This is a genomic window from Streptococcus suis (assembly GCF_002960445.1).
GTDB classification, from domain to species: Bacteria; Bacillota; Bacilli; order Lactobacillales; family Streptococcaceae; genus Streptococcus; species Streptococcus hyiners.
In genome coordinates, this window is record NZ_POJD01000447.1 from 1 (window position 1) to 288 (window position 288).

General features: G+C 42.7%; 1 pseudogene. It reads right to left on the bottom strand.

Features of this window, described 5'->3' with window-relative positions:
* A pseudogene (locus C1G53_RS12470) lies at positions 1-288 on the bottom strand (phospho-sugar mutase); the annotation flags it as partial.

The window sequence follows — 288 nt, forward strand, 5'->3', positions numbered from 1 at the left end:
GGAGATTTTTTCTTCTGCTTCAGCAAGTGTTTCACCAACGGTTGCGATGTAGAATTTGATTTTTGGTTCTGTTCCCGAAGGACGAACAGCGAACCAAGAATCATCTGCCAAGGTGTATTTCAAGACATCTGATGGAGGAGTAGTGAGTTTTTCAATGTTTCCATCTTTGTCTGTCTTAGTTTGAAGGGCAAAGTCTTCAAAGACCGCGATGTCAGTAGCGTTGAATTGTGCTGGTGAGTTATCACGGAACTTAGCCATGATTGCCTTGATTTGTTCTGCACCATCCTT